Raw genomic sequence first — 25,853 nt, forward strand, 5'->3', positions numbered from 1 at the left:
TCATGCGGCCCGGGGAAGGGCCTCCCTTCATCGTGGCGGACGAGACCATCGTCGAGCTTGACGACCCGGCCGAGGTGAAGGCGCTCGAAGGCATCTTGCCGCAGGTATTACGGTTCTCCACCAGCATCGCCGTTCCCGACAGCGTGCCGATCGCGTCGCTCTGGGGTGGCCGGCTGGGCAACCTCGCTGACCGCCGCCTCCGTGGTGAGTTCCTGGAAGCCGCCGAGCAAATCGATGCCGACGACGACGCCGACACAACGGCGTGGGGCCGGCGGTTGTGGTCGTTCTTCCGTCGCCCGACCTCGACGGCGGACAGCCGCGAGCAAGCACTTCAACGTAACGCGCAAGCCCTAGCCAAGAAACTGCTCGTCGATGTCGCCCGCATCGACGAGAGCATCTTCAAGGAGCTCCAGGAGGCCATCAACGAAGGCAAGGAGGGCGAAGTCAGTGGCCTTGAGGGCAAAATCAATGAGAGCTTGGCGCGACACCTCAACCTGTCACGCTGGTGGAGCCAGGACAACGACTTCAAACTCCGCGTTACCACCCGAGAGCGGGAGCTCGTGTTCACCATCCGCGACCGCACCGGGGCGGAGTATTCCTTCGGCGAACGCAGCCGGGGTCTGACGCACTTCCTCGCCTACTTCGTTCAGCTCCGGGCCCACCGGCCGGCCGAGGACCGCGACGAGATCCTGCTCATGGATGAACCCGACGCCTACCTGTCGAACTCCGGCCAGCAGGACCTCCTGCGCGTGCTGGAGAACTTCGCGATTCCCGACGACCGACGCCGGACGGACCAGGTCATCTATGTCACCCACTCACCCTTCTTGATCAACAAGAACGCCGCGGATCGACTGCGGGTCCTCGACAAGGGCGCTCAAGAAGAAGGCACCCGCGTAGTCAGGGACGTCGCCCGCACCCACTACGAGCCCCTGCGCTCCTCCCTGGACAGCTACGTGGCCGAGACCGCCTTCATCGGTGGCAAGAACCTCATCGTCGAAGGATCCGCCGACCAAGTGATGCTGGCCGGGATGTCCAACGCGCTGCGCGTCCGGCGGCCCGACGTCGCCCGGATGCTGGACCTCAACGAAGTCACGATCGTGCCCGCCGGCAGCGCCGACAGCGTCCCCTACATCGCCTACCTCGCCCGCGGCCGCGACCCGATCAAGCCCCCGTGCGTAGCGCTCCTCGACGGTGACGACGCCGGCCGAAGGGCCGTCGGCAAACTGAGGCGCAGCGAGGCGAACCGCAAGCCGGTCCTCGACCCGAAGTTCGTCGTTTGCCTTGACACCTGGGCCACCAAACGCGCAGCATCGGCACCGGATGACATCAAGGTGGCCGCTTCCACCAAGTCCGGGGACGTGACCGAGATCGAGGATCTTATCCCTGCACGCATCGCGGTCTACGCCGCGCGGAACTACGCCACCCGACTGCTAGGACTCAGTGACGAGGACGCCGCCAAACTGAAGGAAACGGGCCTCAAGACAAGACTCGAATCAGGCCGCCCGTTGTGGGATTGCCTGAAGGACAGCTTCGCCGAGGCCTTCGACGCGAATATCGACAAGGTCGGCTTCGCCCGCGAAGTTGTCAGTTATCTCAACCACATCCCACGTGACGGTCGACGTCCAGCAGAGGTTAAGACCCTGGAGGACAACTTCATCGCGCTCTTGAGCGACCTGACCGACCTGCTCGAAGACGCCGCAGTCAGCGAAACCCAACGCCGTCGCGAGAAGCGCATAGGACGCATCGTCCGCGGATTTCTCGACGACTATCAAGACGGCGCAAGTCGCACTGTCGCCGACAGCCGCCTGCGCGAGATCGAGAGCAGCCTCGACGACTCCGCCGCCCACGACGACCTCAGAATCAAGATCGCGGCGCTACGGCGAGACTTCTCACTACGCACTGACCCAACCAGGACCATCAGCGATTTCCCGACTTTCCGGCAACGGCTCGAAGACCTCACTCGCCAGGAACGCCTCGCCAACCAGGACCCCGACATTGACATCGGCCCCGGCTATTAGCCCCAACGCCGCTCAGTGAATTGCCCGGGTCGGTCAGCACCACTTGGCACGCGCAGCCAAGCTCGCCACGCTGCTGGCCCGAGCTCTTGCGGCACCGTAAACTGACGCGGCGCGGCAACTTCACGGGATCTCGGCAAGGGACGCATTGCACGGCGAAAGAAGGTCCTGAGCAGGGCTTACGTCTGTCCTGCTGATCTTCGGCAAGCGGAGTCTCTACGCGAGTTCGCACGGCGCTACCTCTGCTGATCTTGTTTGTTTCGGCTGGTAGGGGGTCTTGTCGCGGATGCAGGCCCAGAGGACGTTGAGGCGTTGTCTGGACAGGGCGGCGGTGGCTTGGCGGTGGGTCTTTCCCTCGGCCCTCTTCTTGTCGTAGTAGGCGCGTGACCGTGGACAGTGGGTCAGCGCGGTGAAACTGGACATGCTGAACACCCGGCGTAGGCCCCGGTGGTAGCGGTGGGGCCGAACCTGATGACCCTGCCTGCGGCCGGAGTCGCGCGAGATCGGCGCGAGCCCGGCGTGCGCGGCGAGCGCCGCAGCGCTCGGGTAGGTGGTGAGGGTGCCAGCGTGGGCGAGGAACTCGGCGGCGAGGGTGGCGCCGATACCGGGCAGGCTGGTGACGATCTCTCCCAACTCGTGCTCGGCGACGATGCCGGCGATGGTTTCCTCGATGGCGGCGATGCGGCCGTTGACCGCTTCCAGGTCGGTGGCCATCTCCGCCACGATCCCCGCCGCAGTGGCCTCCCCCGCGACGAAGACTGTCTGCGTCCGCGCGGCGGCGAGGACTCTGACGGTCAGCGCCTTGGCGGCCCGCACGCCGTGCTGGCGCAGGTAGTCCAGGATGCGGGCTTCACCGGCACGGCGCAGTCCGGCGGGGGTCTGCCACTGCGCGAGGAGCCGTAGCGCGCCTTTGCTGCGCAGGTTGAGCGCCTTCTCCAGGACGGGGCTGATCATGGTTAGGAGGTCCTGGATGCGGGCGGTGATGCGGACCCGGTCGGCGACCAGGTCCAGGCGGCGGGAGACGAGCAGCTTCAACTGCTGCTGCACGCCGTCCGCGAGGGTGAGGGTGGGTAGGTCGCCGCGCATGCGCAGGGTTTGGGCGATGACGTAAGCGTCGTGGGCGTCGGTCTTGCGTTCGCCGTGGAACGCCTCCGCCATCCGCGAGGTGACCGTGCCGCTGACGTAGCGGATGTCCGCACCGCGGTCGAACAGGACCGCCAGCAACAGCGAGGCGGGTCCGCCTCGCAGGTCGACGGCCCAGCGGATCGGCTTACGGCGTTTGCCGAGCCGTCCGGCGATGCCGGAGATGGCCTGCTGGTCGTTGGGGATCTTCTCGGACATCACCACGGCGCCGTCGTCGTCGATGACGCACACCTGGTGGTGGGTCTTGCCGACGTCGACGCCGGCCCACAGGCTGCCCATCGGGCATCACCCTTTTCGGTTGTCTGGTCACGGGGCGTGGACCCGCCGCGGTTCAGTAGCCACAACTTCGGAAAGGGCGATCGGTCGCAAGTCTCCATCCAGTGCTGATACAGCGGTCATCAGCGAGGGCCGGGACGTCCTACTCCAAGCTGGCCATGACATCGGCAGCACACACCCAGACAGTCACCCGACCCACCGGGTCCACACGGCAAACGACACACCTCGATGCCCGGTTGCGGGTCCCGCAGACAACTGGAGCCCACCGCCGCCGACGCCGGCTGTCCGAGGCGTCGCGCCGGAACGCCGGACGGTTCACGATCTTGCGCGTCTCGGTGATGGTCACCGGGGGGCGAACCATGCCGTCAGGTGTCGAGGCCTGCGAGGTTGAGGCGTTCGAGCAGGCTAGGCTTGCGGGCGTGCGCCGCCCGTAGGTCGGCCAGCCACTGTTGGAACCCGCTGTCTCGGTCACGTTCGGCGAGGTCGCGCAGGTCGACGAGGAGTTGCACGGCGGTGTCGTACTCGCGGGGTTTCTTCGTGGCGATGAGTTCGTCGACCCGCTGCCACGCGGCGGACTGATCAGCCGCGAGGGTGTCGAGGTGCCGTTGCCGGGCCGCTGCGGCGGACCGTTCGCGGCGAACCCGGTCGCGTTCGCGCTGCTCGGCGTCGCGTCGTTCCCGTTCGGCGCGCAGGTCCGCAGCGGTGGCGAGTAACTCCCCGGCGGTGCGGGCGGCCGTCGGGGTGGACGCGTCGGTGGGATGGGCGTCGCGGTAGCGGCGCAGCAGTCGGTTACGTAGGTGGCTGTCGCCGCCGGTGATCAGGTTGGTCAGGATGGCGTCCTTGTCCCGGGCGGGTAGCCCGACGACCCAGGTGCGTAGTTGCGCGGCGGTCGGTTCACTGGAGGCGGCCAGCTCCGATCCGGCCGCTGCGGCCGCGATCAGGTCGGGGTCGATGCGCAGGAATTCGGCTACGGCGATGAGGGGCGCGTCGAGGGTGCCCAGTCCAGCCGGGACGGACGGTTCGGGCTCGTCGTCGGCGATGTCCTCGGACTGTACGCAGCGGAGCCAGGCCAGGTAGAGCAGGCGCAGGTCGCCGCCTGCGAGGCCGGCCCGGACCGGGATGATCGAGGCGAGCAGGCCGTGGCCGTCGAGGTCCCACTCGTCGGCGCCGTCTTCGTCCTCGTCGTGCAGGTCGATGATGACGTGCTTGCCGGCGGTCCAGGCGGACGCGCTGTCACCCTGGGAGTACTGGGCGACGGTGGCGGGGTCGAGCACGTGTTTCGGTAGTCGCAGCATGAGCTGGCGGGCGCCCCAGTTCGCCAGGTACAGGTGCGCGTCGAAGTACCGTTCCATCAGCGTGCGCGGGTCGCCCTTGAAGTCGCCCCACTCGTAGGTGTTGATGAAGCTGGTGGTGGTGATGTCGGCCCGGGTCGACAGCGACCGCAGTTCGGCCCGCTCCCGGCCGGTGAGGGGCCGGTCGATGGCGGTGAACTCGTAGTACTGGTACTCGCTCATCCTGGCCTACCTTCCGGCCCAGCGCCGGTAGGCGTCGATCCACGCGGCGCCGTCCGGCGTAGGGGTGGGTAGCGGAAGGTCAAGTAGGTCGATCCTCTGCCGGTGGCGCCCCCGGAGGCAGACCGCGACGATGCTGTCCGCTGCCAGCTCGACCTTCCGCACGGTGACCTCGACGCCGAGGACGGTGGTGGTGAACGGCACCGCCAGATGCTCCTCGATCATGGTGAACAGGCCGGTAAGCCTTTCATCGTCGCTGTACGTGTCGACCGTGGCTTCCTCGATCATCGCCTCCAGCGTGGCGTTGCCCTTCGATGCCATCGGCGGAGGATAGCGGACCCGGTGTCGAGGTGTTCGGCGCCTGATGCGCGAGGATGGTCGGCATGGGTTCGGTGGCCGAGTTCGTCGATCTTCGGCGGGAGGTGGAGCGGTTACGGGCGGAGAACGCCCGGCTGGGACGTCTGCTGGAGCTGCGCGGCCAGGACACGTCTGCGGCGCCAGAGCAGTTGTCCGCGCCGGTGGAGCCGCCAGGGCTGGTCACCATGGCTTCGCCGACCCGGGACAAGCTGACGTTGTTCGCCGACCGGTTCCGGGCCCGGGCCGACGTGTATGCCGTGCGGTGGGAGAACGCCCGTACCGGTGCTGCCGGGTGGATGCCCGCGGTCGCCGGCGGTTGGCGTAAGGGTATGGACCGGCGCGGAGCCACCTACCTGCCCCGCACGACGGAGGTCGTCGCGGTGCATCTGGTCGGCGACGTGTTCATGGGCCTGTACCCGCTGATGCCCGGCAATACCTGCCACTTCGTCGTGGCCGACTTCGACGGGCCGACGGCGATGCTCGACGCCCTCGCGTACGTAAAGGCGGCGCGAGCCAGCGCGGTGCCCGCCGCGTTGGAGATCTCCCAGTCGGGCCGCGGAGCCCACGTGTGGATCTTCTTCACCGGCGCTGTTCCCGCGGCCACCGCGCGGTCCCTCGGCACCGTCCTTCTCCGTGAGGCGATGGTGCTACGCGGGTCGATGGACCTGCGGTCGTACGACCGGCTGTTTCCCAACCAGGACGTCCTGCCCGAGGGTGGCTTCGGCAACCTCATCGCCGCACCGCTTCAGGGTCGCCGCCGCAAGGATGGACTGACCACCTTCCTCGACCTCGGCACCCTCGAGCCGTACGCCGACCAGTGGGCGTTCCTGTCGACGCTGGACCGGCTCAGCCCCGGCGACGCTGAACACGTCGCCCGGCAGGCCAAGCAAGCCGTCACCGGTGCCGACGTCGCCGCGATGAGCCGGTCCGCCGCGACGCAGGTCCATCCTCCGCTGCCTCCGGTGGTCCACGCCGAGGCTGGTGCCGGGCTGAGCATCGACGCCGGACAGCTCACCCCCGCCGCACTGGCGACGTTCAAGCACGCCGCTGCCATGGTCAACCCGAAGTTCTACGAGTTGCAGCGGCTCCGCAAGTCCACCTGGGACACCCCACGCTTCATCCAGGGCTACGACCTCACCCTCGATGATCACCTGGTCCTCCCGCGGGGCCTGCGGCACACCATCGCCACGATCGTCGAGCGCGCCGGATCCCGGCTGGCCGTCACGGACGCACGAAACCCCGGAAGTGAAATCGACGCCACGTTCACCGCCGAACTCACCGGCAAGCAGGCCACCGCGGTCGGCGCGCTTCTCGCCCACGACGACGGGATCCTGGTCGCCCCGCCCGGCTCCGGCAAGACCGTCATGGCCTGCGCCGTGATCGCCGAACGCAACACCTCCACCCTGGTCCTCGTCGACCGCAAAGCCCTCGCCGACCAGTGGCGCACCCGCGTCGAGCAGTTCCTCGGAATCAAGCCGGGTCAACTCGGCGGCGGCCGACGCAAGCTCACCGGCACGGTGGACATCGCGCTGCTGCCCTCCCTCGCGCGACGCGACGACGTCGCCACCCTGACCCAGGGGTACGGGCACGTCATCGTCGACGAATGCCACCACCTCGGCGCCGCCGCGTACGAGCACTCGGTCAAACGGATCGCCACGCAGTTCTGGCTCGGTCTCACCGCCACACCCACCCGACGCGACGGCCTCGGCCAACTCGTCACCTGGCAACTCGGACCCGTCCGCCATACCCTGACCGACGAGGAACAAGGCACCCTCGCGGCAGCGATGCACGCCGACGCCGGACCCCGTCGAGCGCTGTTCATCCACGAGACCACATTCCAGCCCGGCGACGTCGACCTTGACGCGCCCGGCGCGCTCGCCGAGGTGCACCGGCGACTGGCCCTCGACGAGCCCCGCAACATCCAGATCGCCGATGATGTCGCCGTAGCCCTGACCCGCGGCCGCAACTGCCTCGTGCTGGCCCGACGGGTCGCCCAGGTCGAAGCACTCACCGCTCTGTTCGCCGCACGCGGACACCAGCCGCTCGTGCTCCAAGGCGCGATGAGCACCCGCGAACGGCGGACCATCGTTGACCGGCTCGACGGCGCTAAGGCCGGCGACGGCCTACTTGTCATCGGCACCACACCGTTCATCGGTGAAGGTTTCGACGCCCCCGCCCTCGACACCCTCTTCCTCGCCGGCCCAATCTCCTACGACGGCCTACTCGTCCAGTGCGCCGGCCGCGTCATCCGCGCCGCGCCCGGCAAGGATGTCGCCGAGGTCCACGACTACCACGACCCAGCCACACCTATCCTCGCCGCCTCACTCCCACGCCGCATGCCCGGATACCGGGCGCTCGGCTTCACCAGAACATGAGCGCATCCGATCGCGATCATCACTGCGTGGTAGAACGAGTAACAGGGAGCGGTAAGCCGCCGGCTGATCCGCCTCGCTCAGTACCAACGCGGCGGGCCTCCCATGCCCACGTAGAGCGCCCGTCACCACCAACACGATCGGGATCAGTAGCTTTACCCGCTGGTTGCAAGGATGCGGGGAAGAAGCCAAGCGTGCTGGGCCTAGCGTAGTAGGCTGTTGGCATGGGTCGGTTCTCCGAGGATGAGCTGCATGCGGTTGTCTCCCGCTACGAGGCGACGCGGGCGCAGGCATTGACCGAGCGGGACGAGCAGCTGCGGGCGTTCCACGCGGCCGGGTGGCGGCCGGTGGATCTGCAGCGGGTCACCGGGTACAGCCGGGAGACGATCCGTCAGGCGCTACGACCGGAAGTCCGGCGGGCGACCAACATCAGCCGGCGCCGGACGTCACCCCAGCCGCCGGCGGACTACCGGCCCTACGGTGACCGGAGGCCCTACGTGGTGGCCGAAACCCTTGCGCAACTGCAGGGCCCGACCGAAGGCGCGGTGACGCTGCCGCGTCATCTGGACTGGTCCGGGCACGCCGAGTACGACCTGAACCGGCCCGCACGCCTGGCCAGCATGTACAAGGTGGTGCTCACCGAAGCCAGCACGGTCGAGGATCTGAACACCTGGCTCGATGCCGACCTCCTCCGTCGGCTCTGGCCCACCCTCTGGCTGCCGCCCCAGCTCCGCCAGCGCTGGGAGGAAACCTTTCCCGAACTCGCCGCGACCCGCAGCGACGCGGCGTAGCGGTGGACCCCTTCCACGAACGCCTCGCCCGTACCGGGCTCGGGGCGGCCGATCGATACGGCTTCGCTCTGGCCGGCGGTTACGCGGTTCAGGCCGCCGGGCTTGTCGAGCGGCCCAGTGAGGACGTCGACCTGTTCACCGCCTGGGACCGCCGCAACGAGTTCACCGCCGCGGTCACCGCCGTCGTGCACGCCTACCGAGACGACGGCCTGACCGTCGAGACCGAGCGCCAGTACGACACCTTCGCTCGGCTGGCGGTCACCGACGGTGTGCGGGTTTCCAAGGTCGAACTCGGCGTGGACTGGCGTGCCAACGAACCGATCCTCATGGCGATCGGACCGGTACTGCACCCGGACGACGCGGTCGCGAACAAGATGAGTGCCCTCTACGGGCGGGCGTTCGCCCGGGACTTCATCGACATCGACGCCGCGCTCCGATCCAGTCGCTACACCCGCGAAGCCCTCCTCGCCCTCGCGCAGCGCGCCGACCGTGGTTTCGACCGGCGCGTCTTCGCCGACGCTCTCGGACAAGCCGCACTGCTCGATCCTGACGACTTCGCCCAGTACGGCGTCGCCGGCCGAACGCTAAACGATCTCTGTAGCCGATTCGCCGAATGGCGCCGTGAACTGCTCGACGAGGAAGAACCCGCCAAGGATGACCCGGCTCCCGACTCGCGGCAGCGTTAAGCCTGCACGCTCAGGGCCCACAACGTTCCAGCTGATCTTCGGCAAGCGATCGCAGCAAGGCGCGAAGCGACCGACATACGCAGGTAGGAAGCATAAATCAGCAGGTCGTCGGGCTGCGGACACCGGCGGAGCGTCGGGTTAGGAAACCGATGCTCTATCCCCTGAGCTACGGGGGCGCGAGCGCACAGTCTAGCGACCTTGGCGCTCACCTGGGGTGGCAGGGAGTGACCCACGTTCACCCGCGCTCCCCGGACCCCCGTTCGCCCAGCCCAGGGCCACACGCCGAGCACACGTACCCCGGTTCGCGACCGGCGGTCGGCCGCGGTGCCCCGCGTTGGCACCGGTTCACTCGGGTTGGCATCCGCTGGAGAGCACACAACGTGCACATCATCGAAGATGACGATGCGCTCCGGGCTACGGATTCGGCAGGGTGCGCCAAGCGGCGGTGAGTGCTGCCACGTCAGGGTATCGGTCGGCAGGTGTCGTGGCGGTGGCGTTTCCGGCTACTTGCATCTGGTGGTGGGAGCCGCGCCAGCCGGTTGGGGAGTCGAGGAGGTGGTGGATGGTGCGGCCGAGGGTGTAGACGGTCGTGCGCTGGTCGATGACGGCGCCGCGGACGAATTCTTCGGGAGCCATGTAGCGGCGGGACCCGGGGAGGCGGTCGGCGCCAAGGGTGAACGGCCCGGGCCGGTACTCGTCGAGGTCGATCAGGCAGAGTCGGCGGGCGTGGAAGTCGTAAAGGAAGCAGCCGTCGTAGAGGTCAACCGCGACGTATCCGGCGGCGGTTATGGCCAGGTGTGCGTCGAGGATGGTGTCGATGGCCGCTTCGACGTCGGGCACGGGTAGTTGCTGAAACCGGTGCAGTGCGCTGCGATCCGAACCATGGACGGTGGCGTGGTTCAGCACGCTGCCGTCATGCCACGGATAGACCAGCGTCGGCCCGTCGAGGACGTGCTCGGGGCGCACGATCGCCGGGTGCTGGACCGCGGCGTGGAACCTGGCAGCCCGGAGCAGGGAATGGCGACTGGGCGCGGTGTCGGCTGTCTTGACGAACCAGCGGCGCCCGGACGCCTCGACGCCGTAGGAGACGCACCCGGAGTCCTGGGCGTCGAAGATTGCGAACGCAGAGTCCAGGGATAGTTCCACGCAGGGAGAGTAAGGCGGGCACCTTTAAAGAGCGGGGATGTTACCCGCAGCAGACATGGCGGATCACCTGCTTTTGGCGTCGTGCCCCCGGTGCTCTATCCCCTGAGCTACGGGGGCGCGAGTGGTCCGTGTAACGACCTGCGCGTCGACCCGCGTTGGCAGGGAGCGACCCGCGCCGCGGTGAACGGTTGTGCCACCGACACGCTCCGGGGCTCGATCGACGCGGGGCATCACAACCGGATGGGCGGCGGCGGGTCGGGCCAGGTCGTGCCGGTCGTGAATCCGCTCGTCCCTTCTGCTGGCCTGATGCGCGCAGTAACGTAAGCCGCACAGGTGGGCCTCTCATGAGGACAACAGGTTGGCATTGCCATGGATGTGATCAGCACCGATCATCTGCCGCCGGGAGAGCGGTTCGACTTCTGGCGCGACGTGAACGCGAAGGTCCTCGTCCCCTACGACCTGCGCTGCGATCCACAATTGGAGCGCGGCTTCCGGGGTCGCGTCGATGTCAATGGGTTCGGCGTCGTGCAGGCCATTCTGATCACCAGCATGCCACACTCGGTGCATCGCACGCCGAAGCTCATTCGCCAGGCGGATCCCGAAGTGTTCAAACTGGGTTGCATGGTGCGAGGTGCCGGCATGATCGTGCAGGATCGTCAGCGCGCGGATTTCGGCGTCGGGGAACTGATGTTGTTCGACACCTCGCGGCCCTATGTGGCTGAGTTGCACCCGCACGTCCCGGTGAGCCAGCTACTGCTGTTGCGCTTCCCGCGTACGCTGTTGCCGCTGCCAGTCCGGGACGTGCGGAAACTGGGCGCGGTGCGCCTGCCGGCCGCAGGCGGTGTCGCCGCGTTGTCCTCGCAGTTCCTCCTCCAGCTCGCGCGGAGGATGGGCGAACTGAGCCCGGCCGACACGACCCGGCTGTCCACACTGACGCTGGATGTGTTGACCGTGGCGCTCGCCGACGCGCTGGAGACGCAGGCCGTGGTGCCGCAGCACAGCAGACGTCGGGCATTGGTGGCCCAGATCCACGCGTACGTCCGGGAGCATTTGGGCGACGCGGACCTCACCCCGGAGTCGATCGCGGCGGCGCACCATATCTCCGTGCGCTACCTGCACAAACTCTTTGAGGAGGAAGAGCACACCGTCGCCGGCTGGGTCCGCCAGCGCCGCCTGGAGCAGTGCCGGCGCGATCTCGCCGAGCCCGGCCTGACCGGTCACTCGATCCAGGCGATCGCGGGTCGATGGGGTTTTCGCAACCCGACGCACTTCAGCCAGGCGTTCCGCAGCGCCTACGGACTCTCCCCGCTCCAGTTCCGCCGCCAGGCTGCGGCAGTGCACGCAGACTGAACAGGTGTGCACACAATCGTATGGACCAGTTCAGACACGTCCTGAATTCTTTTGGGAAGGAGCAAAAACCACGCCGTGCGGCGGCTACGCCAACACCCGCACCGGCCAAGGAGAATGGGGAGACGCATGCGTGCACCACGAGGAGATTTGCTCGGCGAGCGTCGTCGAGAATCCGGCCGACCGCGAAATCGGGTGCTGACCGTCGTCGCGGCATTCATCGTTCTGCTCACGGCCTCCTCGATGACCGCTCCGGCGGCGCAGGCAACGGGAAGGACCGGCCAGGAACGACTGAGCACGCCCGTCGTCACGCCAATGGCCTGGGTGCCATGGGTGGAGCCATGGTTTCCCGACAACAGGGAACTCCGGTACGGGAATCAGCGCCTGGCCGACCGGAACCGCCTCATCAACAACTGCCCGGACCGATTCCTGTGCCTCGCCGCGGGTGAGGGCAACGGCCTGCACACTGTCTACTATCTCTACGCCTGCGCGGAACGTTCGTTGTCCAACTTCATCGGCGACGGTGCCGTCGCCAACAGCCAGACCGGCAATCCGGGCCCGCGCGCAATCTTGAAACGACAGGACAAGTCGACCGAGAGGACCATCGCACCGGGCCCCGATCCCGTGCGCGTTGACTGGGACCCCGTCTACTACATCGATCCATGTTGACGGGTTGACGTCGCGACGGCCGGGTGGGCAGGGCCCATCCGGCCGTCGCGCAACGCCGACCGTTGCGCATGGTGGTGACCTGTCGAAGCGACGAGTTCGCGGAGGCAACCGACCCGTCTCCCACGCCGATGCGGTCGAACGACTCGACGAGCACCCGTTCGCCGCGTTCGCGGTGCACTGGAGTGCGCGTGGCACGGCTTCCGTCGGCAGCATGGTCAGCCTGGGCTCGGTCGTGTTCCCGCTGAGCGTGACAGGCGCGCGCAGTCGGGCGGGGCAGTCGCATACGCCGAGCGTGCCGAAACGGCGGCCGGATATCGATCTCGCTGGCACTCGTCCACCAGGTAGGGCCAACCCGCCCGAGCGCCGACCGTTTCGCCCGGCCGGGGAGACTCGGGTAGCTGCGACCCGGACCCTCAACCAACCCCGCACCTCTTCGGGCCCGTCAGAGCAGAGCGATCAGCATTCCGGCGACGGCGAGCCCGATGGCGGCGAATCCGACCCGGACGAACTGATACTTCCGCATCGCCGTCCGGCCAGTCCAGGCGAGTTCGGCCAGGAGCCCTTCGAGCGGTGCGGCGGCGCTGTCGCGTAGCGCGGCGGACAACTGACTCAAATCTCCGGTCAACCGGCTGACATCGCCGAAGTAGGTGACCCGGTCGGTGCGAGCCCGCCCGAGCCACGGATAGGCGGCCACGCCGAAGGCAGCCGAAGCCGCTGCCCAGGAGACACAGGCCAACCACCAACTGAGCTGGCCCAGCCGGTCGAGTTCCTCGGGCCGCCAGGTTCCATCGGCCAGGGACGAGGACCAGAGCACAGCTATCGCCCCTGCCACGGCAAGGCCCTGTAGGGCCTTGCCGTCTGCCCGGCGAAGCTCCTCGCGTGCCTGGCTCAGGAGCCGATCCGCCGTGCGGACCAACCGTTCCTCTTCAGGGTCGGTGCTGGGCGCGGCGGCTGCCGTCGCCCGTGCCGCACCATCGGACCTTCGGATCCGCCCGCCTCTGCGCGCCATACGGCCCAGTTTCGCTGCCTAAAGACCGAGCGGCGACGCCGATGTCGTGCCAAGAAGTGTGTCAAAAGGCTAACTGGGCCTGAGCGGAAACGCCCATCGATTAGTCGGGCGGCCAACGCGACCGACCCGACGGACGACGATTGCGCGATTCGCGGTGCCCTAGGGTAGGAACACCTCACGTCATCGAACACGCGGGAGCGCCATGCACAAGAAGGCGACACACCCAAATTCCTTCCTGACGGCGCTGGAGCCCGAGGTCCGCCAAGCGCTTGAGTCTCTCGGCGCCCGACGGTCCTACCAACCTCGGAGCACCCTCTTCCACCAGGGCGATCCGTCCCGACACGTGGTGCTTATCCTGGACGGCTGGGTGAAGGTCACCTCCACGTCGCGTACCGGAGAAGAGGCACTGCTGGCCCTCCGCGGGCCGGGCGACATACTCGGGGAATTGGCGGCAATTGATGGCGGCTCTCGTTCGGCAGCCGCCCATGTACTGTTGCCGATAACAGCAACCGTCATTGACGGCGAGCGGTTTGTCGGATTCTTGACACAACACCCTCCCATCGCTCTTGCGCTCCTTCGCCATATTTCCCGGAACCTGCGAGAATCCGATCGCCACCGGTTGGAATACGTCTCCACGAGCAGTTCGGCACGGATCGCAGCCCGTGTTCTCGAACTGGCGGCCCGGCACGGCACCCACACTCCCGACGGTGTGGTCATCGACCTGCCGCTGTCCCAGCGGGAACTGGCCACCGCCGCTGCCACCTCCCGGGAGGTGGCAGCCCGTACGCTGCGCGCGCTCCGTGAACGGGACGTGTTGCGCACCAGCCGCCAGCGGATCGTGGTGGTGCGACCAGAGGTGTTGCAGTCCCTCTGCCGCTCTGTGCCATCGGACACATAGCGACTGTGATCGACGAACACGTCAGCCCTCACCAGCTCGTACACGCTGCTGCCATGGGCTCGACCAGCTACGGCCTCCGACGCTTGACCGACCGCCGGCCCGCCACCGGACGGGTGACCGACCCACGGTCGGCCGACGCGCGGCCTTCTCTTGCGCCGCAGACCGACCGGGACCGGCATCCCCGGGTGTGGCAGGTCCTCAGCGCGGCGGGCCGCCGCCGCCCGCTGACCGGCGGCGCCATGCTGCCGTCCCCGGATCGACGGACCGACGCGATCACGCTCGTCCTGGAGGGTGCGGTGAAGGAGGTCGGCCTGGCTGAGAACGGCACCACCGCGACCCTCACCGTCCGGCCGGCTGGCAGCATCGTCAGCCACTTCGGCGATCCCGCCGCAGTCCGGCGGTCGGTGGTGGCGGTGCTGCCCTCCCTGCTGGTGACGGTCTCGACGCCACAGGTGTCCGCGGTGGTACGCGACCACGCCTGGCTCGCGGCACCACTGCTGGACAGCATCGGCTGCCAGACCGCGGAGGCGGATGACCGGCTGCTCGACCACCTCGCCTACGACGCACCGGAGCGGGTCCGACGGTCCCTGCTCCACCTGGCGCACCTGTTTCGGGGGGCACCCGGCGCCACCGTCGTACCCCTGGCTCAGCAGGACCTGGCCGATCTGGCGGGGGTCTCCCGAGAGGCCACGGCACGGGAGCTGCGCCGATTGCGCGAATCGGGAGCCGTTCGCACCGGCCGCTCCCGGATTGTGGTGCTGCGGACCGACCTGATCGCCAGCGAAGCCTGACCGTTCCGGCGGACCGGGAGCGTTCTGTGTCTCCGTACACAGAGCGCCGAACAAATCCCCACTAAGAGTGAATGGCACTCGATCGCGGGAGGCGTCATGAATTTTCAACCGTTCCATCACACGGTCGTGGCCACCGACGTCGTCGGTTCCAGCACCCGGCACGACCAGCTCCAGCTCAAGATGCGCACCGACCTGCTGGACCTGCTCGGTCGGGCGCTGCGACGGCAGGGCCTGGACCTCGACGGGCTCACGCCGGCCGATCTCGGTGACGGCTTCCGGCTGCACGCGCCATCGAGCGTCTCCCCCCTGGCCATGGTCAGTCCGTTCCTGCACAACCTTGCGACCGAACTGCGAGTGCACCGGCAGTCCGCCAACGATCGGTCCCGCCTCCGGCTTCGGCTGGCGATCCACATGGGGCTGTTGAACCGTGAGGACGGCGGTGGATTGTCCGGCGTGACGCTGAGCGAGTGCGCCCGGCTGCTCGACGCGCCGGCCGCGCGGGAGCTGATCGCCGCCGCACCCGACGCCGACCTGGTCGTGGTCGTTTCGGACGCGGTTTTCGAGGCGGTGGTGCGGCAGGGCTACGGGCCGGCCCCGGAAGACTTCCAGCGGATTCCGGTGGTGGTGAAGGAGACCAGCACCCACGCCTGGGCGTACCTGGCGGGGCGACACGACGCCGGACCGCCGGTCGGCGCCCCACCTCGGGAACGGCACACCGAGGACGGCGGGCCGGGCCGGGCGGGTACGGACGGCCAGCCGGCCGGTGTCGTCCTTCATTCCGCACGCGCGTGGATCCACAGCGGTGGCCGGAGTTGGGCCGACGCCGGAGCGAGGGCTACCGACCATGACGAGTGACCCGACCTCCCTGCCTCCGGGCGGGACGGCGATCGCGGTGGACCGATACCTCTGCTCGCACGCCCACCTGTCACCGTCATTCGCCCGCTACGTGGTCACCGAACTGGCCGCGCCCAGCCTGCGGTCCACGGGACAGGCCTTCGGGGTCGATCTCATCGCGCTGATCCGGCACGCCACCGCCGCGTACCGGCGGGCGATGTGGATGCGCGTACTCCTGTCAGCCGACCTCGCCTGCCTGGTCGTGGCGGTGCTGCTACTCCTCGTCTCCAGCAGCCTGCCCTACGGCGACGCGGTCGGCGGCTTCGCGGTGGCCGCCGTCATGACCGGTCTGGTCCTGCCGTACGCGGTCATCCTGGCCACCATGCTCGACGCGCACCGGTACGCGCAGCGGATCAATTCCGCCGGCGCCGACCTGCGCGACCTCGTCCGCCCGGTCGACCCTCGACTGGAGCGACGGCTCGGTGAGGTGATGACCGGCAACGTGGTGGTGTTCCGGGGTGGTTTCCCGTTCGGCAGCTGCGGTCTTCCGTTGGGCAGCTGGTCCATCGACGTGGATGCCACGAAGCCAGCTCTGGACCCGGCCGGCAACCCTCGGCAGGTCCTGCCCTTCGACCCCATCGACCTGCATCGGGAGCTGACCCGGACGGTACGCGCGGCCGGCATCCCCGACCTGCGCGTGCACAACCGGCTCTTCGTCGGTGGCACCGGGATGGCGGCGGTTCCGACCCTGCTCCCCGATCCGATGGACCGGCCCGCGGCCCGGGTCAGTCCGCAGGCGCTCCGGCTGGGCATCGCCCGGCCGCGACCCGATGCCCGCACCTATCTGTGCATGGAGAAGCTGTCCTGGAACGGCGAGTTGGTGGTCAGTCTCTTCGTCCGGGCCGGGCTGGTCGCCGGGGATCTCTTCGTCGAGGGGCACGCCTTCGTGCTGCTGCCGGTCCGGGCCGAGATGTGCGCGCTGGACCGGTTGGCCCGCAACACCCGCGAGATTCTCTGGCACGCCGCGCGGGACACCTTCCGCTCGGCCTGGCGCCAGCTCGGCCGCAGCCCGCTCGACCTGCTGCGAATCGGGATGCTGCACCTGGCCAGGTCCCGTGCGCTGGCTGTCGATCGAAGGCGGATTCTCCGCGCCCAGATCCTCGACCGCGGCGCGGACACGAGCATCCGCGCCCTGGTCGCCGACCGGAACCGGATCTACCTCTTCGCGCTCTCGGACGAGGAGTCGATCCTCAACGCCCTGCGCCGACGGATGCTCAGCGGTGTCGAGCAGTTCCTGGACCAGCACGGAGTGGACACCACCCAGTTCACCCAGCAGAAGTCGAACATCGTGAACACCAACTACAACATCGGCACCGCCCTGGCCAACGCCATGGCCATCGGCACCAACGCGGTCGTCGGCCCCACCGGCCAGACACAGCCCGCCGCACCGGGCACCCCTGGCGCACCCCCCACCGGATCCGTACCGGCCGATCCGCCGTGGGCGGGCACCCCGTGACCCCTCCAACCGACCAGGAGACGAGATGAGCACCTACAACGTCGGGCAGGCGAACGCGAATGCCCTGGCCATCGGCGACAACGCGCAGGCCACCAACGACTCCGGCCCAGGTGACCCGTTGGACCGGCTGGCCGCGGCGGTCCGGGCGGAACGCGACGCGCTGACCAATCCCGAACGTGTCGACAGGGCTCTTCGACAGCTACGCGTCCTGCTCGCCGACGACCCGGATTCGGCCGAACTCCAACCCCTGCTGGGCCTCGTGATGAGCAACGCACAGCAGGCGCCTGCGGTGTTGGCCGCGGCTGCGGGACTACGCCGACCGGGGCCGGCATGACCACGCCCACCGCCGCCACACCCGCATCGTTCGGCAAGCGGGTGGCGGACGCCCGCCACCAACTGGCGGAGCTGACCGATGACCTGTCGCTCTCGCACCAGATGGCCTTCTCCGACGGCATCGGCCTACTCCGGCTGCTGCTCGACCGGCTACAGGAGATGCCTCCGGACGTCGCTGGCACCCCCGCCGCGGCCAACCGGATCGGTGTTCTCCTCGACCGGGTGGAACTCTGTTGGATCCGGATCGGCGGCGCCGGGCGGCAGCAGCAACTGAGGCTCGTCGCGGCGCTCAACCAGGACATCCGGGACAGCGGGCGAAGCCTTGAGGAGTTGCTGCGGCTCGCGGACCCCGACGGCGATCCCCGCACTCGCCGATTCCGGCTGCTCGTCGAGACACAGCAGCGTGCGCTCGGTCAGACGGCCGACCGGATCGACTCGCAGGTCGAACGACTGGAGGAGGCGCTCCGCCGAAGCCGCGGCACCGACGAGCGGTTGATGCAGCTGAGCGCCGAGCACGAGTTGCGGACTGCCGTACTCCAGGACACCCTCGACGAGCGGGTCGCAGAGCTGCTGCACCAGGAACGCGCGGCCTACGACCAGGAACTCAAGCGCGTCGGCAACCTCCGCGAGGAGGCCCGGCGGCTCAGCGCCGACCTGCAGGTACACCGGGCGAACCTGTGGACGGACGACGGCACCCGGGACCGAGAGCGCCGGCAGGCCGACCGGTGGCGCCATGTGGCGATCGGTTTCGGCCTTCTTGGACTGGTCGTCCTGGTCCTCGGCGCGATCGCCCACCGGAACGCTCCGCACTGGCCCACGCTTGTCGCCTCGCTCGGCATCACCACGACCGCCACCTACCTGATGGCGCTCTGCCTGCGCGAGTCGGCCGGGCACCGGGCCCATGAACGACAGCTCGGCGTGGACCAGCACTACCTCGCCAAGCTCATCCTCGCGGTCGGCGAAACCGATCCCGAGAAACGCTCGGACCTGATGGAACAGCTGTTCCGGAAGCTCATGGACGGCGACGTGCGCCTCCAGTCCACCGACGCGCCCTCCCCCGAGTCGCAGCCCGTCATCTCTGCCCTGCTCGCCCAACTCCTCACCGCACTCGCCGGCAAGAGCCCCCACAGCACCGGCCCGGAGCCCGGCACCGGCCCTCGCACCTGACCGCGAACGAGAACGGAGACAATCAATGCCTGACCAGGGAATCCTGCTCCCCTTCTACCTCGTCGTCGACGTGTCCTGGTCGATGAAGGGAGACAAGCTCGACGCGGCACGTGAGATTCTGCCGGCTGTCGCGAACACACTCGCCAAGAACCCGATCCTCAACGACAAGGTCAGGTTCAGCCTCATCGACTTTGCCGACGAGGCGCAGGTTCTCGTGCCGCTCTGCGACCTGTCCCAGCAGGGCACACTGCCCAGCCTGGAGCTGCGCGGCGGTACCAGCTACGCCGAAGCCTTCCGTACCCTGCGTGAACAGATCTTCAGGGATGTGACCCAGTTGCGCGGCGACGGCTACCGGGTGCACCGCCCGGCCGTCTTCTTCATCAGCGACGGCGAACCGCTCGACGACTGGCAGGACGCCTTCTCGGCCCTCACCGAGTACAACCGGGAGACAGGGACGGGATTCCGCTGGTATCCGGTGCTCGTCCCCTGCGGGGTGGACACCGCCGACCGGGACGTCCTACGGAAACTCGTCTATCCGCAGCAGAAGAGCAAGCTCTACATGATGCGAACCGGCGCCGACGCCGCTGGGGCGATCCGGGCGATGACCGAGGTGCTGATCTCCTCGGTGCTGGCCTCCGGCCAGAGCATCGCCGCTGGCGGTTCCGGTCTCATCCTGCCAGGTCCCGGTGACGTGCCGGCCGACCTGGACGTCGAAGACGACTGGCTCGACTGACCATGGAGCAGCCGAACGCCGCAGAACCGGCCGAGGCCGTCCCCGTGCCGGAGGGTGGCACCACCGCAAGGACCGCCAGAGGCCAGCAGATCCGGTGGTCTGATCATCCCGAGCGCCCGCATCCGACCCGAGGGCCGGCCGCGGACCAGGACGTCGACCCGGCCCCCGATCTGGGTCGGCGGGAGGGAGCAGAGCGCGCGTCCGGAGCCGCTCCCCACCCCGGGGAACGACGGATGAACGGGCAGCACCGCAGCACGCCCTGGCCCGGGGAGGCAGTCGCGGGCGCCGGTCGGATCCGGGGTGCTCGGCGGTCGGACGCCGAGGCCCAGATCGAGCCCACGAAGAGCGCCCAGGAACCCGCGAGGCCGGCGGTCCCCGAGCGGGTGGACGCGCCGCCACCCGTGCGGTTCTGGCGAATCGGTGACCCGGGGCGCTCCTTCACCGAGGTCCAACCACTGCTTGGGGACGCGCTCGACGCACCGGACACCATCCTGGACGGCGGTCAGGTCGGGCCGTTCTCCGTGTACGCGGCGAGCGTTCGCGGTCTGTCGCACCGACAGGCCGGCACACCCCGGCAGGACGCGTACGGGGTGGGGGTGTCCAAGGATGGTCGATGGCTGGTCGTGACGGTCGCGGACGGAGTGTCGGCCGGCCGCCATTCCCACCGCGCCGCGCAGCTGGTGGCCCGCCACGCCACCCGGCGAGTGGGGCGGATGATGGACGGACGGGATGAGGCGCCCAGCCGGACCGAGTGGTACGAGCTCTTCGAGGAGCTGTCCCGGCTGATCCTCGGCACCGGTGCGCAGAAGCTGAAGCTACCCCAGAACGAGGTGGCGGCGGCGATGGCGACCACGGCGACCATCGTGCTCTGCCCCACCGGGGCGGAGGACGGCCAGCGACGGGTCCAGGTCGCCTGGCTGGGCGACTCGCCCGCCTGGATCATCGAGCCCGACCGGACGTGGTCCTGCCTCACCGCGGTGAAGGGGGCCGGTAGCGAGGTCAGCTCCTCGGCGGTCGTCGCCCTGCCGCAACTGCCCGAGGATCCGGCGATGCTCTCCGTACGCGAGGAACTGGTCCCCGTCCAGGCCGTGCTGCTGGCGATGAGCGACGGGGTCGGGGACCCCCTCGGCGACGGAACGGGCCAGGTCGCGGCGGCCCTGGCCCAGGCGTGGTCCGGGCCTCCGGCGTCGGCGTTGGACTTCGCGCTCCAGGTGGGCTTCGGCCGGAAGAGTTTCGACGACGATCGGACGGTGGTGGGGGTCTGGGACCCGGAGGGATCCCTGCCGTGAGCGGCACACCCGAGCCCACCACCGTCTCGGTCACCGACCTGGGCACACGGCAACGGTTGAACGCGGGCGCAAACGGCACCATCCACCTGCTGCCGGGCATGCAGCTCGCAGGGGTGCCGGGCCCCCTGGTGTTCAAGGAGTACAAGCTCCACTCGACAGCGGTGTCGCTGAGTGGCCTACAGAACCTCGTGGCGGTCCGGCACCGGATGGAACCGCAGCGACGGGCCGTCTTCGACGAGTTGACAGTCTGGCCGCTGCGGGTGGTGGTCGACGGCGGAACACCGGCCGGCGTCCTGATGCGGCTGATCCCGGACGACTTCATGCAGGAGATCGCCCTACCCTCCGGGAGCCGGGAGCGCGTCCCACGGGAGGTACAGCACCTGATCTTCGACGCGGCCACCGCGCGCCGGAGAGAGATCGACGTGCCGGCCGACGGCGACATCCGGTCCCGGATGGCCGTCTGCGCCCGGATGGCGTACGCGATGTCGCTGATGCACGGCGCCGACCTGGTCTACGGCGACCTCTCCGCCCGGAACGTGCTCTACGGGCTGCGGCCCAGGCCCTCCGTGTTGCTCGTCGACTGCGACGCGGCCAGGGTGCGTGGCAGCGCGGCCGTGAATCGGCAGTTGGACACTCCGGACTGGGAGCCGCCGGAACGGGCGGACGGCCCGACTCCCCAGAGCCAGGTGACGGACCGTTACAAGCTGGCCCTGTTCATCCTGCGCTGCCTCACCCCCGGATTCGGGTCATCGGTCAACCGGGACTGGTCGGTGGCCGCACCGGCACTCGGCCCGGCCGGCACCCAACTGCTGCGCGCCGCGCTGGATGGGCCCCCGAAGGACCGTCCCAAGGCGCGCGAGTGGCTGTTCCATCTGCGGGAGCGGCTCGGGGCTCCGCTGATACCGCCGGCCCCGGCAGTCGTGCCCGCACCGGCTCGGAAGGTGGTGACGACGGATGGTTGGCGACGGGACGCCGACGGTGTCTGGATCCCGGCGCGGTGACCAACCGCATCGGTGCGGACTGTGCGGGCTGGGCCTGGGCAACCGTTGGCAGGAGACCCCGCTGGGCGAGCGCTTCTGCCTGGCTCACGAGGACGCCCCGGCATGCCGGCTCTGCGCGGCACCGATCTCCGCTGCGCGCACCGGGCACTACTGCGCCGGCTGTGGGGCTACCGCCATCGACTCGACCGCCGAGCTTCGCCGCTATCTGCCGCAGGTCCGAGCCGAACTACACCGGATGGGAGTCCGGCTCGGCAACCCGGTACGGGTACGGCTGGGTGCGGAGGTCAAGGGTGGCGGTGCCGGCACGGGACGGGACGGACCGGTGACACTCGGCGTCACCCACCTGCTCGACGACACCGCCACCGGGATCACCGTCCGCGCCGGGCTGCCCCGGATGTCCTTCGGGTCGACGGTCGCGCACGAGAGCCTGCACGTCTGGATCCATCAGCACCGGTTCCCGCCGCTCGCTCCGCCCGTCGAGGAAGGGCTCTGCCAACTCGCCGCGGACGAGTGGTTGCGCCGGCAGTCGGATCCGCGGGCCGGGCTGGTGCGACAGGCCATCGCGACATCGCCGGATCCCGTCTACGGTGCCGGTTTCCGCGCGGCGCGCGACGCGCTCACCGGACGTCGCGTGGGCGAGCTGCTTCGCTACGTCGGACGCTACGGGGTCCTACCATGATCTTGCCGCCCCCGCCCCGCTCGGGGCACGAACTCGTGGTCTTCCTCGTCGACGGCTCGGTGGTACATCAGCCGTGGCTCGCCGCGGGCGTCGACGGGGTGGTCGCCGCCGCCCGGCGTTCCCCTGCCGCCCCCAACCACGACTTCGCGTGCGTGCTGCTGGACACGGCGGTGCGTGGGCTGTACCCGTGGCAGGCCCGGGTCTCGGGGCGCGCCCTTGCCAACACCGCCCAGCGGCTGTTCACCGGCCCGGCCGCATCCCCGGCTGCCCTGGACGCCGGCCTCGCCGCCGCGTACCAGATGGCCCGGTCGTTCCTGGACCAACGGGATGACGGCCTGCCCGCGGCGGTGGACCTGCTGGCGGTGTTGGGACCGCACGGCGACTGCCGCGGTCACGGGCACACCGAGGTCGCCAGCGACTACCGGGTCCAGTTGGCCATCGCCGGGTACGGCGAGCCGGGCCCCGTCCCCGACGGTCTCGATCACACCCGGATCACCGGTCCGGATCTGGTTACCGTTTGGACGGCGGCCCGCAGCCGGACCGCAGCGCGGCGACGTCCCCGCCTGGTGCTGGGGTGACTCGTGACGGATAGGACGACGCGGGTCGAAGTCGTGCGGACGATCTCGGGGTCGGCCCGGCTGGTGCCGGCGGGCCTGCACCGGCTGCCCACCCCCGGGGACGTGCTCGGGTACGACCCCACGGACGGGGACGCCGGGGCCGCCCGGGTGTTCGAGCTATCCGGGGAGCCCACCCGGGCCGCCCGGCTGACCTGGGTGCGCCAGGGCCGACATGGGTTGACCGAGCTGCACGCCCGGCTGGACCAGATGCCCGACCCGCACCCCGGCGCGTTCGGTGCCGTGCCAGCCTGGCAGGGGGCGGTGCGGGACGCCACGGGGCGGGTACGGATCGCCCTGCTCGGCGTCGACCCGTACATCGACCACCCGTGCTCGCTGCACGACCTCCTCGGCACGGAGCCGTCGAGGTATCTCGCCCGACCGATCTGGGAACGGCTGCGACTGGCCGCCGACGTCGCTGCGGCCGTCGCCGCGCTCGGCGCGGTCCCGCTGGTGCACGGCGGGATCAGCACGACAACGGTGCTGGTCGACCAGGAGAGGTCGACGGCGGTACTGATCGGCGTCGGCGAGGGATCGGTCGGTCAGTCGGGGACGACCCGGGTGCCCGTGCTCGACGGTCACCTCGCACCGGAGTCGTACGACGGCTGCGGGGTGCATCCGGAGATGGCCGACTCGTCCACCGACAGTTGGGCACTCGCTGTCGTGCTCTACCACGTGCTCTTCGGCACACACCCGTACTGCCACCTGCCCGACCTCGCCCCGACGACGCTCCGGGCGGCCCGGTCGAGGCCACTCGGCCCGCCACCCGACCCGGCGTACCGCGCCTACCGGGACTGGTGGCGGAGCGAGTTCGCCGCTCTCCCGCCCGTCGTGGCCGACCTGTTCCGTCAGGTGCTCGGCGCGGGCTGGGCCGACCGGCAGGCCCGTCCAACGGCAGCGCATTGGGCCGCCGAGTTGGGACGCTGGGGCGGGCCGCCCGAGATCGACCTGTTCGAGGTGGACCGCTCGTCCGTCGTGGCGGGCGAGCCCGTCACGTTGACCTGGCGGACCCGGTACGCGGAGCGCGTGCTCGTCGCCGCGCAGGGCCACGGCGTGGTGACGGGCGACACCACCGGATCGATCCAACTCGTCCCGACACGCAGCGGTCCGGCACGGCTGTGGGTCACCGGATCGCTGGGCTCGGTGACGGCGACGTCCACCGCGGTCACCGTGCTGGCCGTACCCCCGTGGCGGGCTGCCGTCCCGCTGCCGCCCGTCCGTCAGGTCGCTGCTCCGCTAGCCGCAGTGGCCCGGCCAGACCTACGACCGGCGCGCCCCACCTCCCGCCCCGGGACCCCGCCAGACGTGCCGCGCTTCCGGATCGGTCGGGCACTGGGGTGCCCGATGCCGCCATCGCTGACCACCCCGTTCGTTCCCGACCCCTGGGAGGGCTCGTGACCAACCGCTTCTTCGTCTGGCTCGCCGCCGCCGACGCCGACATCCTCGACAGTTGCCCGAGCGAGCGGCACCGCTACCAGACGACCGGCGCGGCGGTGCTCGTCACCGCGGTTCTCGGCGCCGCCTCCGGGGCATTCGCCCTGACCACGGCGGTGGGGCTACCGATGGGCTGGGCGGCGGTGGGCGGCCTGCTCTGGGGGCTGGCCGTCATGTCCATCGACCGGATGCTCATCGCCGGAGTGACCCGCCGCTCCACCGCCCGCGCCAACCTGGTCGCCGCCCTGCCCCGGCTTGCCCTGGCACTGCTGATCGGTACGGTGATCTCGACTCCGCTGGTTCTCCGGGTATTTCAGGACGAGATCAACACCCAACTGGAGTTCAATCACCGGGCCGCCCGCGAGTCCTTCGCACGGGACATCGCCGAGGACCCCCGATTCACCGCGATTCCCGAGCTGACGGTGCGGGTCGCCGCACTGCAATCCACCGTGGACAGGGTCGGCGGCGGCAGCGTCGACGACGACCCGACGATCAAGCGGCTCAACGCCGAGTACCAGCGGGTCAACGCCGACTACGAGGCTGCCGACAAGGCGGTGGTGTGCGAGAAGGAGGGCAGATGCGGCAGTGGAAGGCCCGGCGCGGGACCCGCGTACCAGGAGAAGCTCGACCGCCGGAACCGGTTGGCGACCGAGCGTGAGCAGGCGCGGAGCGCACTCGCCACCGCACGGCTCGACGCGCAGCGGACGCTCGACGGCGACCGGGCGAAGGCCCGGGTCAGCGCTGCCGCCGAACTGAAGACCGCACGCGAGGAACTGGACCGGCTGGAGGGGCAGCGGCGGTCCGAGGAGGCGGCCTACTCCGCGCGGCTCAGCAGCGACGATGGTCTGCTGGCCCGCATCGACGCCCTGGACGATCTGCGCGAGCGCGACACGACGCTGGGCCTCGCCTACCTGGCGCTGATGCTGCTGGTCACCGCACTGGAGATGTTGCCCGTGCTGGCGAAGCTGCTGGTGTTCCTCGGCCCGGTGACGGCGTACGAGCGGATCCGCGAGCTACGGGAGGCGCGTGAGGTCCAACGCTCCCGTACCCAGAGCCTGATCCAGGAGGAGGAGGAAGGCGCTCGCCTCCTCGCCGGCACCAGGGCCGCGACGGAGAAGGCGGATCGGGAGTTCCGCGCCCACATAGAGCTGCACGGGCTGTTGCTCGATCGGTGGTTGCAGGAGCAGCGAGACCTGATCGACCGGGAACCCAGCCGCTATGTCGTCGGATGACGGGCTCGGC

General features: G+C 69.3%; 24 protein-coding genes. 19 read left to right on the plus strand and 5 right to left on the minus strand.

The genetic code is table 11. The features are described from left to right. Positions 1-32 precede the first annotated feature (32 nt). A complete protein-coding gene (locus ACGFIW_RS08025) occupies positions 33-2,018 on the plus strand; it encodes an ATP-dependent endonuclease (protein WP_393311851.1) in 1,986 nt (661 codons plus the stop codon). A 213-nt stretch (positions 2,019-2,231) separates the two neighbouring features. Here the strand turns inward: ACGFIW_RS08025 and ACGFIW_RS08030 are convergent, their stop codons facing one another. The 3 genes from ACGFIW_RS08030 to ACGFIW_RS08040 form a co-directional block, all read right to left on the minus strand. Continuing rightward, positions 2,232-3,437, minus strand: coding sequence for an IS110 family transposase (locus ACGFIW_RS08030; protein ID WP_393311853.1), 1,206 nt, complete (start codon positions 3,435-3,437; stop codon positions 2,232-2,234). Positions 3,438-3,799: 362 nt separating this feature from the next. Next, the gene (locus ACGFIW_RS08035) at positions 3,800-4,948 is read right to left on the minus strand and encodes a hypothetical protein (RefSeq protein ID WP_393311855.1); all 1,149 of its coding nucleotides are present in this window, start codon (positions 4,946-4,948) and stop codon (positions 3,800-3,802) included. A 6-nt stretch (positions 4,949-4,954) separates the two neighbouring features. Next, a complete protein-coding gene (locus ACGFIW_RS08040; RefSeq protein WP_393311857.1) occupies positions 4,955-5,266 on the minus strand; it encodes a hypothetical protein in 312 nt (103 codons plus the stop codon). Positions 5,267-5,328: 62 nt separating this feature from the next. Between ACGFIW_RS08040 and ACGFIW_RS08045 the strand changes: the two genes are divergently transcribed. The 3 genes from ACGFIW_RS08045 to ACGFIW_RS08055 all read left to right on the plus strand — a co-directional run bounded on the left by ACGFIW_RS08045 (position 5,329) and on the right by ACGFIW_RS08055 (position 9,151). Further along, positions 5,329-7,677, plus strand: coding sequence for a DEAD/DEAH box helicase family protein (locus ACGFIW_RS08045; protein WP_393311859.1), 2,349 nt, complete (start codon positions 5,329-5,331; stop codon positions 7,675-7,677). Between the two features lie 221 nt (positions 7,678-7,898). Next, positions 7,899-8,465, plus strand: coding sequence for a hypothetical protein (locus ACGFIW_RS08050; protein WP_393311861.1), 567 nt, complete (start codon positions 7,899-7,901; stop codon positions 8,463-8,465). Between the two features lie 2 nt (positions 8,466-8,467). Next, on the plus strand, positions 8,468-9,151 hold the full coding sequence (locus tag ACGFIW_RS08055) for a nucleotidyl transferase AbiEii/AbiGii toxin family protein (RefSeq protein ID WP_393311863.1): 684 nt from the start codon (positions 8,468-8,470) through the stop codon (positions 9,149-9,151). 414 nt (positions 9,152-9,565) lie between these two features. Here ACGFIW_RS08055 and ACGFIW_RS08060 read toward each other — a convergent pair whose 3' ends face one another. Beyond that, positions 9,566-10,297 carry a serine/threonine protein kinase gene (locus ACGFIW_RS08060; protein ID WP_393311865.1) on the minus strand — a complete coding sequence of 244 codons (732 nt, stop codon included), beginning with the start codon at positions 10,295-10,297 and terminating at the stop codon, positions 9,566-9,568. Between the two features lie 369 nt (positions 10,298-10,666). Here ACGFIW_RS08060 and ACGFIW_RS08065 point away from each other — a divergent pair, with 369 nt between their 5' ends. Further along, positions 10,667-11,647 carry a helix-turn-helix domain-containing protein gene (locus ACGFIW_RS08065; RefSeq protein WP_393311867.1) on the plus strand — a complete coding sequence of 327 codons (981 nt, stop codon included), beginning with the start codon at positions 10,667-10,669 and terminating at the stop codon, positions 11,645-11,647. 192 nt (positions 11,648-11,839) lie between these two features. Beyond that, positions 11,840-12,313 (plus strand): hypothetical protein, encoded by a 474-nt coding sequence (locus tag ACGFIW_RS08070; RefSeq protein WP_393311869.1) that lies wholly within the window; start codon positions 11,840-11,842, stop codon positions 12,311-12,313. Positions 12,314-12,755: 442 nt separating this feature from the next. On the opposite strand, the gene ACGFIW_RS08075 is transcribed toward ACGFIW_RS08070, so the two are convergent. Beyond that, positions 12,756-13,322, minus strand: coding sequence for a Pycsar system effector family protein (locus ACGFIW_RS08075; RefSeq protein ID WP_393311871.1), 567 nt, complete (start codon positions 13,320-13,322; stop codon positions 12,756-12,758). Positions 13,323-13,524: 202 nt separating this feature from the next. On the opposite strand from ACGFIW_RS08075, the gene ACGFIW_RS08080 reads away from it, so the two are divergent. The 13 genes from ACGFIW_RS08080 (at position 13,525) to ACGFIW_RS08140 (ending at position 25,843) form a co-directional block, all read left to right on the plus strand. After that, positions 13,525-14,220, plus strand: coding sequence for a Crp/Fnr family transcriptional regulator (locus ACGFIW_RS08080; RefSeq protein ID WP_393311873.1), 696 nt, complete (start codon positions 13,525-13,527; stop codon positions 14,218-14,220). A gap of 53 nt (positions 14,221-14,273) precedes the next feature. Further along, positions 14,274-15,011 carry a Crp/Fnr family transcriptional regulator gene (locus ACGFIW_RS08085; RefSeq protein ID WP_393311875.1) on the plus strand — a complete coding sequence of 246 codons (738 nt, stop codon included), beginning with the start codon at positions 14,274-14,276 and terminating at the stop codon, positions 15,009-15,011. A 96-nt stretch (positions 15,012-15,107) separates the two neighbouring features. After that, on the plus strand, positions 15,108-15,866 hold the full coding sequence (locus ACGFIW_RS08090) for a hypothetical protein (RefSeq protein WP_393311877.1): 759 nt from the start codon (positions 15,108-15,110) through the stop codon (positions 15,864-15,866). Next, complete coding sequence (locus ACGFIW_RS08095; RefSeq protein ID WP_393311879.1) at positions 15,856-17,361, plus strand: hypothetical protein; 1,506 nt, start codon at positions 15,856-15,858, stop codon at positions 17,359-17,361. The genes ACGFIW_RS08090 and ACGFIW_RS08095 overlap by 11 nt, the downstream gene beginning before the upstream one ends. Positions 17,362-17,386: 25 nt before the next feature. Next, positions 17,387-17,695, plus strand: coding sequence for a hypothetical protein (locus ACGFIW_RS08100; RefSeq protein ID WP_393311881.1), 309 nt, complete (start codon positions 17,387-17,389; stop codon positions 17,693-17,695). Next, complete coding sequence (locus ACGFIW_RS08105) at positions 17,692-18,861, plus strand: hypothetical protein (protein ID WP_393311883.1); 1,170 nt, start codon at positions 17,692-17,694, stop codon at positions 18,859-18,861. The genes ACGFIW_RS08100 and ACGFIW_RS08105 overlap by 4 nt, the downstream gene beginning before the upstream one ends. 25 nt (positions 18,862-18,886) lie before the next feature. Next, positions 18,887-19,594, plus strand: a complete 708-nt coding sequence (locus ACGFIW_RS08110) for a VWA domain-containing protein (protein ID WP_393311885.1) — start codon at positions 18,887-18,889, stop codon at positions 19,592-19,594. Positions 19,595-19,827: 233 nt separating this feature from the next. After that, positions 19,828-20,883 (plus strand): protein phosphatase 2C domain-containing protein, encoded by a 1,056-nt coding sequence (locus ACGFIW_RS08115; RefSeq protein ID WP_393311887.1) that lies wholly within the window; start codon positions 19,828-19,830, stop codon positions 20,881-20,883. Beyond that, positions 20,880-21,884 (plus strand): hypothetical protein, encoded by a 1,005-nt coding sequence (locus tag ACGFIW_RS08120; protein ID WP_393311889.1) that lies wholly within the window; start codon positions 20,880-20,882, stop codon positions 21,882-21,884. Before ACGFIW_RS08115 ends, ACGFIW_RS08120 begins: the two co-directional genes overlap by 4 nt. Then, a complete protein-coding gene (locus tag ACGFIW_RS08125; RefSeq protein ID WP_393311891.1) occupies positions 21,862-22,563 on the plus strand; it encodes a protein DA1 in 702 nt (233 codons plus the stop codon). The genes ACGFIW_RS08120 and ACGFIW_RS08125 overlap by 23 nt, the downstream gene beginning before the upstream one ends. Then, positions 22,560-23,141, plus strand: coding sequence for a hypothetical protein (locus ACGFIW_RS08130; RefSeq protein WP_393311893.1), 582 nt, complete (start codon positions 22,560-22,562; stop codon positions 23,139-23,141). The genes ACGFIW_RS08125 and ACGFIW_RS08130 overlap by 4 nt, the downstream gene beginning before the upstream one ends. A 33-nt stretch (positions 23,142-23,174) precedes the next feature. Beyond that, positions 23,175-24,575, plus strand: coding sequence for a hypothetical protein (locus tag ACGFIW_RS08135; protein ID WP_393311895.1), 1,401 nt, complete (start codon positions 23,175-23,177; stop codon positions 24,573-24,575). Further along, positions 24,572-25,843: a DUF4407 domain-containing protein gene (locus ACGFIW_RS08140; RefSeq protein WP_393311897.1), complete on the plus strand. Its 1,272-nt coding sequence runs from the start codon at positions 24,572-24,574 to the stop codon at positions 25,841-25,843. Before ACGFIW_RS08135 ends, ACGFIW_RS08140 begins: the two co-directional genes overlap by 4 nt. Positions 25,844-25,853 lie beyond the last annotated feature (10 nt).

The organism is Micromonospora sp. NPDC048935 (genome assembly GCF_043197875.1).
GTDB lineage: Bacteria > Actinomycetota > Actinomycetes > Mycobacteriales > Micromonosporaceae > Micromonospora.